Source organism: Anaerovibrio sp., assembly GCF_045637405.1.
Taxonomy (GTDB): domain Bacteria; phylum Bacillota; class Negativicutes; order Selenomonadales; family Selenomonadaceae; genus Anaerovibrio.
Map to the genome: position 1 here is coordinate 20,295 of NZ_JAZTZI010000016.1, position 6,866 is coordinate 27,160.

A 6,866-nucleotide genomic window follows, 5' to 3' on the forward strand; every position below is an offset into this window, starting at 1 on the left:
GGATAATCCTCCTTATTTTCCGTTACTTTGGAAGTAATTGCTTATACCCTTGCAGATAGCCAAAGCCATGGTATGCTGTACCTCTGCACTGGCCAACATATTTTCCTCATAAGGATTTGATATAAATGCTGTTTCAACCAAAGTTGCCGGAATCCATGAATTTCTAAGCACGTAGAAATTTGCACTGTGAATCCCACGGTCATAAAGGCCGGTTGCTGCAACCATTTCATCCTGAATAAGCTGCGCCAACAAGGAATCCCTTGAGCTGTGTCCATAATAATATGTACCAGTCCCCCGGGCGGAGGAATTGGTAAAGGCATTACAGTGAATGCTGACAAATATGTCCGCCTCAGGATGACGACGACTCACATTGACACGGGCCTGCAGTTCCTGTTTATCAGTAGCATTAGGTCCATATACATCCACGTCTGTGGTACGGGTCATTATCACATTGACACCGTTATTTTCCAGGATACGTGCCACCTCCAAGGATATATTAAGGGTTATATTCTTTTCCTTAACATAGCTTGGACCAATGGCACCAGTGTCACTACCACCATGACCAGGGTCAATAACCACTGTACACCCCTCTACACCATACAATTTTTCATCACCTGTGGCCTTATTCGGGGAACCCTTATCAGCTGCAATCTCGACTACAAGGCGATAAGGTTTTTTGGCCTTTTTATCCGCTTCAGCAATATAAACCTTGTACTCATGATCTTCCAAAGAATCAGTCACCGCAATGGTGGCCACCATATCCTTATTTTCATTTTTCAAGGTCATATATCTGGCAATTTTGCGGTCAAGACCAATATTTTTCTTTACATCACCACGATTGGTGTTATTAAGTCTTATAATCAGCTGAAATGGCTTATCCGGGTTTTGGCTAACCTCGTACTCAAGGTCACCCTTGTTCATACCCATTTCGATACGAACCCAGCTTCTTCCGTCATCGTCTTTAAAGTTATTGTATCGGAAATAATTTAATGTGTGATTCTCAGCCGCCTGAGCAGTTAAGCTGCCTGTCCCCAATATTCCCAGAACACAGCAAATCACAACAAGCAACCTATACCATATTCTCTTCAATGACATTCGCTCCTTATTAGTCTTCCATAAGCTCCATAGCTTCTTGCAAAGCCGCCTGAGTTGATTTTTTATCCTTTTTGATATCCAGCTTTATGTAATTACCTTCATTGATATCATCAGGTAACAGCTTACAGGGAATTTCAATCTGATACTCATCCTCACCTAAAAGGATTACAGCCAAATTTTCTTCAATTCTGTCAACATATCCCGAAATCATTTTACCGCTCTCCTTTTACAGAATAGGTATTACCATCAGTTGTAACAGTTACAGTACCGTTCTTGTCAGTTTCAAAAACGTTAATATTCAACTTCTTAAATGTCTGCATTGTTTCTTTATGTGGATGCCCATAGGAATTATTGGTACCACAGGAAATAATAGCATACTCCGGCTGAATCATCTTCACATAGTTAAAGGTTGACGATGTGTGACTGCCATGATGTGGTGCCTTGTACACCTTACACTTCAGACCGCTGCCGTAGGTTCCCAGCAGCTCCTTCTCAATTTCCTTCTCAGCATCACCGGTAAGCAGCATGGAGAACTCACCAAATTTTAATATACCCACGATTGATTCGTTATTTACATTGACCTTTTTATCAGCCTGTAAAGCACTGGTATCCTGCTCGATGGTATTTTGAGTAGGGCTGAGAATCTTAAATGTCACTCCATTGCCGAAATCGAGCTCATCACCAGCCTTAACTTTTACCTGCTTGGTTCCCTGGGCTTTTGCGGCTTTTAAGGCATTGCGAAAGGCTGCACTGGCAGATGGTATCCCGTTATGAATCAGCTCCGTTACACCGTACTGTTTAATGGCCTTGGCGGCCTTGCCAATGTGGTCTGCATGGGCATGGGTCATTATCAGCTTATCAATGTGTTTTATACCAGCCTTTTCCAAGGCGGTGAACAGCTGAACATTTTCTTCGTTTTTGCGATTTTCCTCGCGATACTTGTCGTCGCCGGTATCAATGAGAATAACCTGTTCACCTGTATTTATTAAAATCGCATCGCCTTGACCAACATCAAGGACCTTTACTGTAAGCTGTCCCTTGAGCTGTGTTTCTGAAGCAGCGGTTGCTCCAGCATTATCCGCAGCTCCATTATCAGAAACAGCCCCCTGTCCACAGCCTGATACCAGCATAGCCAAGGTAAAAACCATTACCACAAGATATCTATACATATTTCTTGTCACGTTAGCACCAACCTTATCGTTTATTGCGTACATTTACCACATATAGTCTGATACCCAACATAATCAACCACGCCACAACGCTGACTATAAGCACATAATCAATGGTCTGCAAATCATTGAAATTAGTCATAAACATAACCACCACAATAAGCACCAGCATAAGCCAGTCGGATTTATTCATTCCTTTTATCTTCATCAGAATCTCCTCATTTTACACATTAGTACGGTACGAACTTACATACTGTTTTATTATACATCAGTTGTTCGTTTTTTTCCATCGACAAGGGATGAATTTCAATAACTCCATAGGCATAAGCCAATGTAAATAAAACGCCCCCACCTATGGCAGGAGCGTTATTGCTGTTAATTGCTGCTTATGGTTTCACAGTAACCTGTTTATTTATCTTGTCCTCTACAACTGCATTCTCCAAGTCCATAATTCCATGGGCCTGCAGCAGCTGCATTTCCACCTGGCCGTAGGAGGTGCCACCGTAGGAGTTGCGATTCTTTACGCAGGTCTCAGGACTGATGGCATCGTAAATGTCTTCCTCAAAGAGGTCGGACAGTTCCTTAAACTCCGTCATGGACATATCAGCCAACCACTTGTTTTCCTCAATGCAGTGATGAACTGCCTTGCCGGATACGGCATGGGCCTGTCTAAACGGCATACCCTTCTTTACCAGATAATCCGCCAAATCAGTAGCATTGGAGAAATCCTCTGCCACAGCCCGGCGCATTACCTCAGGGCGAACCTTCATGCCACGGATAATACGGGCATAGACTGCAAGGCTGAACTTGATGGTATCAATGGTATCGAAGATACCCTCCTTGTCCTCCTGAAGGTCCTTATTATATGCCAAAGGCAGCCCTTTTACAGTGCTGAGCATAGCCATAAGATGACCAACCACACGGCCAGTCTTGCCACGTACCAGCTCAGATACATCAGGATTCTTTTTCTGAGGCATCATGGAGGAACCAGTACAATGGGCATCATCCAGCTCTATAAAGAAGAACTCTCTGGAACACCAAAGTATGGTTTCCTCGCTAAGTCTTGACAGATGAACCATCAAAATTGAAGCAGCTGATAAAAATTCCATAATATAGTCACGGTCAGAAACCGCATCAAGGCTATTGGAATAGATATTCTCAAAATTTAACTGTTCTGCTACACATTTCCTGTCAATAGGGAAGGTGGTACCAGCTAAAGCTCCGGCTCCCAGTGGCATAATATCACAGCGCTCATATACTCCTACAAAGCGATCAAAATCCCTTTTCAGCATTGAGAAATAAGCCATCATGTGGTGGGAGAACAGAACTGGCTGAGCCCGCTGAAGATGGGTATATCCTGGCATAATAACATCACTGTATTTTTCTGCCGTTTCCACCAGAGCCTTCTGCATATCCAAAATCAGCTTCTGTACCTCCACCACCTGGCGACGAATGAACATGTGGGTATCCAAAGCCACCTGATCGTTGCGGCTGCGGGCGGTATGAAGTCTGCCACCAGCATCACCAATGGCATCCGTAAGGCGCTTTTCAATATTCATATGAATATCTTCCAAAGCCACCTCAAAGGAGAAGTTGCCTTCCTCTATTTTCTTATATATGTCCTTCAACCCAGCGATAATGGCATCCCGATCCGCCTCGGAAATAATACCAACCTTGGCCAGCATGGTGGCATGGGCAATAGACCCAGCAATATCCTCGGCATACATCCGCTTATCAAAATCAATTGAAGCCTGAAAATCATTTATCATCTCGTCAGTGGACTTGGAAAAACGTCCGCCCCAGAGCTGTTCAGCCATATTATTTACCTGCCTTTTCCTGCATAAGTGCACGAACCTTTAATGGAAGACCGAAGAGGTTGATGAAGCCCTCAGCATCGGCCTGATTATATACATGATCTTCCTCGAAGGTTACAAATTCCTGATTATAGAGAGAATATGGAGACTTGGCACCAGCACTCATAATATTACCCTTATAGAGCTTGAGCTTAACGGTACCAGTAACACTCTCCTGAGTGCTGTCTACGAATGCAGACAGTGCCTCACGAAGCTGACAGAACCACATACCATCATATACCAGCTCACCAAAGCGAATAGCCACGCCCTCCTTGAAGTGATAGGTAGCGCGATCAAGGCACAAATACTCCAGTTCACGATGGGCATAGTAGAGAATTGCTCCGCCTGGGTTCTCATAAACGCCACGGGACTTCATGCCAACGAGACGATTCTCACAAATATCCACGATACCTACGCCGTTGCGGGCACCGATTTCATTGAGCTTATTTAAGAGCTCCACAGCTCCCATGCGCTCGCCATTTACAGCTACTGGCACACCCTTTTCGAAGCAAACAGTAAGCTCCTCAGGCTTATCCGGAGCATCCTCTGGAGCCTTGGAAACCAGGAACATCTCATTGTTTGGAGCATTCCAAGGATCCTCCAAATCAGAGCCTTCATGGGAAAGATGCCAAATGTTCTTATCCATGGAATACTTCTTGTTATCAGTTGGAATATCAATATTATGAGCCTTGGCATACTCAATCTCCTGAGTACGGGAAAGGAGCTCCCACTCACGCCATGGTGCAATAATGCCCATATTTGGAGCCAATGCCTTTACAGTAAGCTCAAAACGCACCTGGTCATTACCCTTACCAGTGGCACCATGAGCAATGGCATCCGCACCTTCCTCTTTGGCAATTTCCACCAGCTTCTTGGCAATCAAAGGACGGGCAAAGGAAGTACCAAGGAGATATTTCCCCTCATATACGGCACCAGCCTTAAGGGTAGGCCATACATAATCAGTAAGGAATTCCTCAGTTAGATCAGCGATATAGCACTTGGAAGCGCCGGAACGCAGTGCCTTGTCGTGAATAGCCTGCATATCGTCCCCCTGTCCGATATCTGCGCAGCATGCGATAACCTCGCAGCCACCATAGTTTTCCTTGAGCCAAGGAATTATAACGGAGGTATCAAGACCACCGGAATATGCCAATACAACCTTCTTAAACTCTGCCATAATCATTATCTCCTTTTCTTTATACCTTGGATAACCCTATTAACGGCAGAAAATGTTGCCTTTCACATATACTGCTTCGCTAAAACTTTTTTATTGATTAAATAGCAATAAAAAATCATAACTCACTTCGTTCGGACAAATGATTTTTTATGCTAATGCAGGTACATAAAAAATAGTTTCTATACGCATCGCAGTCTAATTGTTCAAGGCAATCATTTACTGCCTTTTCTTAGCTTAACAATTATATACCTAAATCTCCCATCAAGAGGGCCATTATAGCCTTCTGGGTATGTAGGCGATTTTCAGCCTCATCAAATATTACATCAGCGTATGCCTCCATAACCTCGTCAGTGATTTCCTCACCCCGGTAGGCCGGCAGACAATGCATTACGATAACGCGCTTGTCAGCTTCTTTAAGAAGCTCGGCGTTGACTTGATAATCCTTGAAGATTTTCTTGCGCTCATCGTGCTCTGCCTCTTGGCCCATGCTGGCCCAGGTGTCGGTAACCACAATGTCTGCCCCCTTGGCAGCCTCAAATGGATCTGTTACCAGCTTAATGGATGCGCCAGTTTCCTTGGCATCCTCAATGGCGTTTTTCATCACCTGCTCATCTGGCTCGAAGCCCTTTGGTGTAGCCGCCACAAATTCCATTCCCGCCTTGGCGCAACCATACATATATGAATTGGTCATGTTATTGCCATCACCAACATATGCCATTTTCAGTCCCTTAAGGTTTTTGCCCTTGTGCTCCTGAATGGTGAGAAGGTCAGTAAGAACCTGGCATGGATGTAAGAGATCAGTCAAGGCGTTAATAACCGGTACATCCGACCATTGAGCGAATTCCTCTACCCTGTCATGGCCGTAGGTACGAATCATAATGCCGTCCAGATAACGGGACATAACCCTTGCGGTATCCTTAATAGGCTCTCCCCGCCCAAGCTGCAAATCACGGTTGGACAGGAACAGGGCCTGACCGCCCAGCTGATACATACCAGTCTCAAAGGACAAACGGGTACGGGTCGAAGACTTCTCAAAAATCATACCCAAGGTCTTGCCCTTCAACAGGTGGTGTTCAATACCCGCCTTCTGTTTGGCCTTCAGCTCATGGCCCAAAGCCAATATTTCATTTACCTCATCCACGGACAAATCATGGATTGAGAGTAAATCCTTGCCTTTTAACATCTATCTAACCTCCCAACCGTTGAAATACTTTTGTACACCAACAGCATATATTATACTACAATTTTCGTATATTTTCACCTGATTATGCGGAATAGGACGGCGAATGATTACCTTGAAGTCGTCGTATTCTACTTCTATTAGCAGCATTTTGTATATTTGCATACTCTTAAGCTGGGAATGTTACCTTTCACGACGACTTCGTCGCTAAAACCATTTTTTTCGTTATTGGAATAGCAGGAAAAATCATAACTCGCTTCGCTCAAACAAATGATTTTTTCAGCTAATGCAGGTATGAAAAAAATAGTTTCTTAACGCTCCTCAGTCTAAGTGTTCAAGGTAATCATTCGCCGTCCTATTCCACATAATCAGATGAAAATATCAGAAAACTG

General features: G+C 44.1%; 7 protein-coding genes. All 7 read right to left on the bottom strand.

Features of this window, described 5'->3' with window-relative positions; all coding sequences use genetic code 11:
• Positions 1-12: 12 nt before the first annotated feature.
• The 7 genes from ACKI5G_RS01215 to argF all read right to left on the bottom strand — a co-directional run bounded on the left by ACKI5G_RS01215 (position 13) and on the right by argF (position 6,477).
• On the bottom strand, positions 13-1,089 hold the full coding sequence (locus ACKI5G_RS01215) for an N-acetylmuramoyl-L-alanine amidase (RefSeq protein WP_407396866.1): 1,077 nt from the start codon (positions 1,087-1,089) through the stop codon (positions 13-15).
• Between the two features lie 16 nt (positions 1,090-1,105).
• Complete coding sequence (locus ACKI5G_RS01220; RefSeq protein WP_407396868.1) at positions 1,106-1,306, bottom strand: DUF3006 domain-containing protein; 201 nt, start codon at positions 1,304-1,306, stop codon at positions 1,106-1,108.
• A gap of 1 nt (position 1,307) precedes the next feature.
• On the bottom strand, positions 1,308-2,276 hold the full coding sequence (locus ACKI5G_RS01225) for a ComEC/Rec2 family competence protein (RefSeq protein ID WP_407396870.1): 969 nt from the start codon (positions 2,274-2,276) through the stop codon (positions 1,308-1,310).
• A gap of 13 nt (positions 2,277-2,289) precedes the next feature.
• On the bottom strand, positions 2,290-2,472 hold the full coding sequence (locus ACKI5G_RS01230; protein WP_407396872.1) for a hypothetical protein: 183 nt from the start codon (positions 2,470-2,472) through the stop codon (positions 2,290-2,292).
• A gap of 178 nt (positions 2,473-2,650) precedes the next feature.
• The gene (argH, locus tag ACKI5G_RS01235) at positions 2,651-4,081 is read right to left on the bottom strand and encodes an argininosuccinate lyase (protein WP_407396874.1); all 1,431 of its coding nucleotides are present in this window, start codon (positions 4,079-4,081) and stop codon (positions 2,651-2,653) included.
• A 1-nt stretch (position 4,082) separates the two neighbouring features.
• Positions 4,083-5,294 carry an argininosuccinate synthase gene (locus ACKI5G_RS01240; RefSeq protein ID WP_407396876.1) on the bottom strand — a complete coding sequence of 404 codons (1,212 nt, stop codon included), beginning with the start codon at positions 5,292-5,294 and terminating at the stop codon, positions 4,083-4,085.
• Between the two features lie 241 nt (positions 5,295-5,535).
• Entirely contained in the window at positions 5,536-6,477 is a 942-nt protein-coding gene (gene argF, locus ACKI5G_RS01245; protein WP_407396878.1) for an ornithine carbamoyltransferase, read from the bottom strand.
• Between the last annotated feature and the right edge of the window lie 389 nt (positions 6,478-6,866).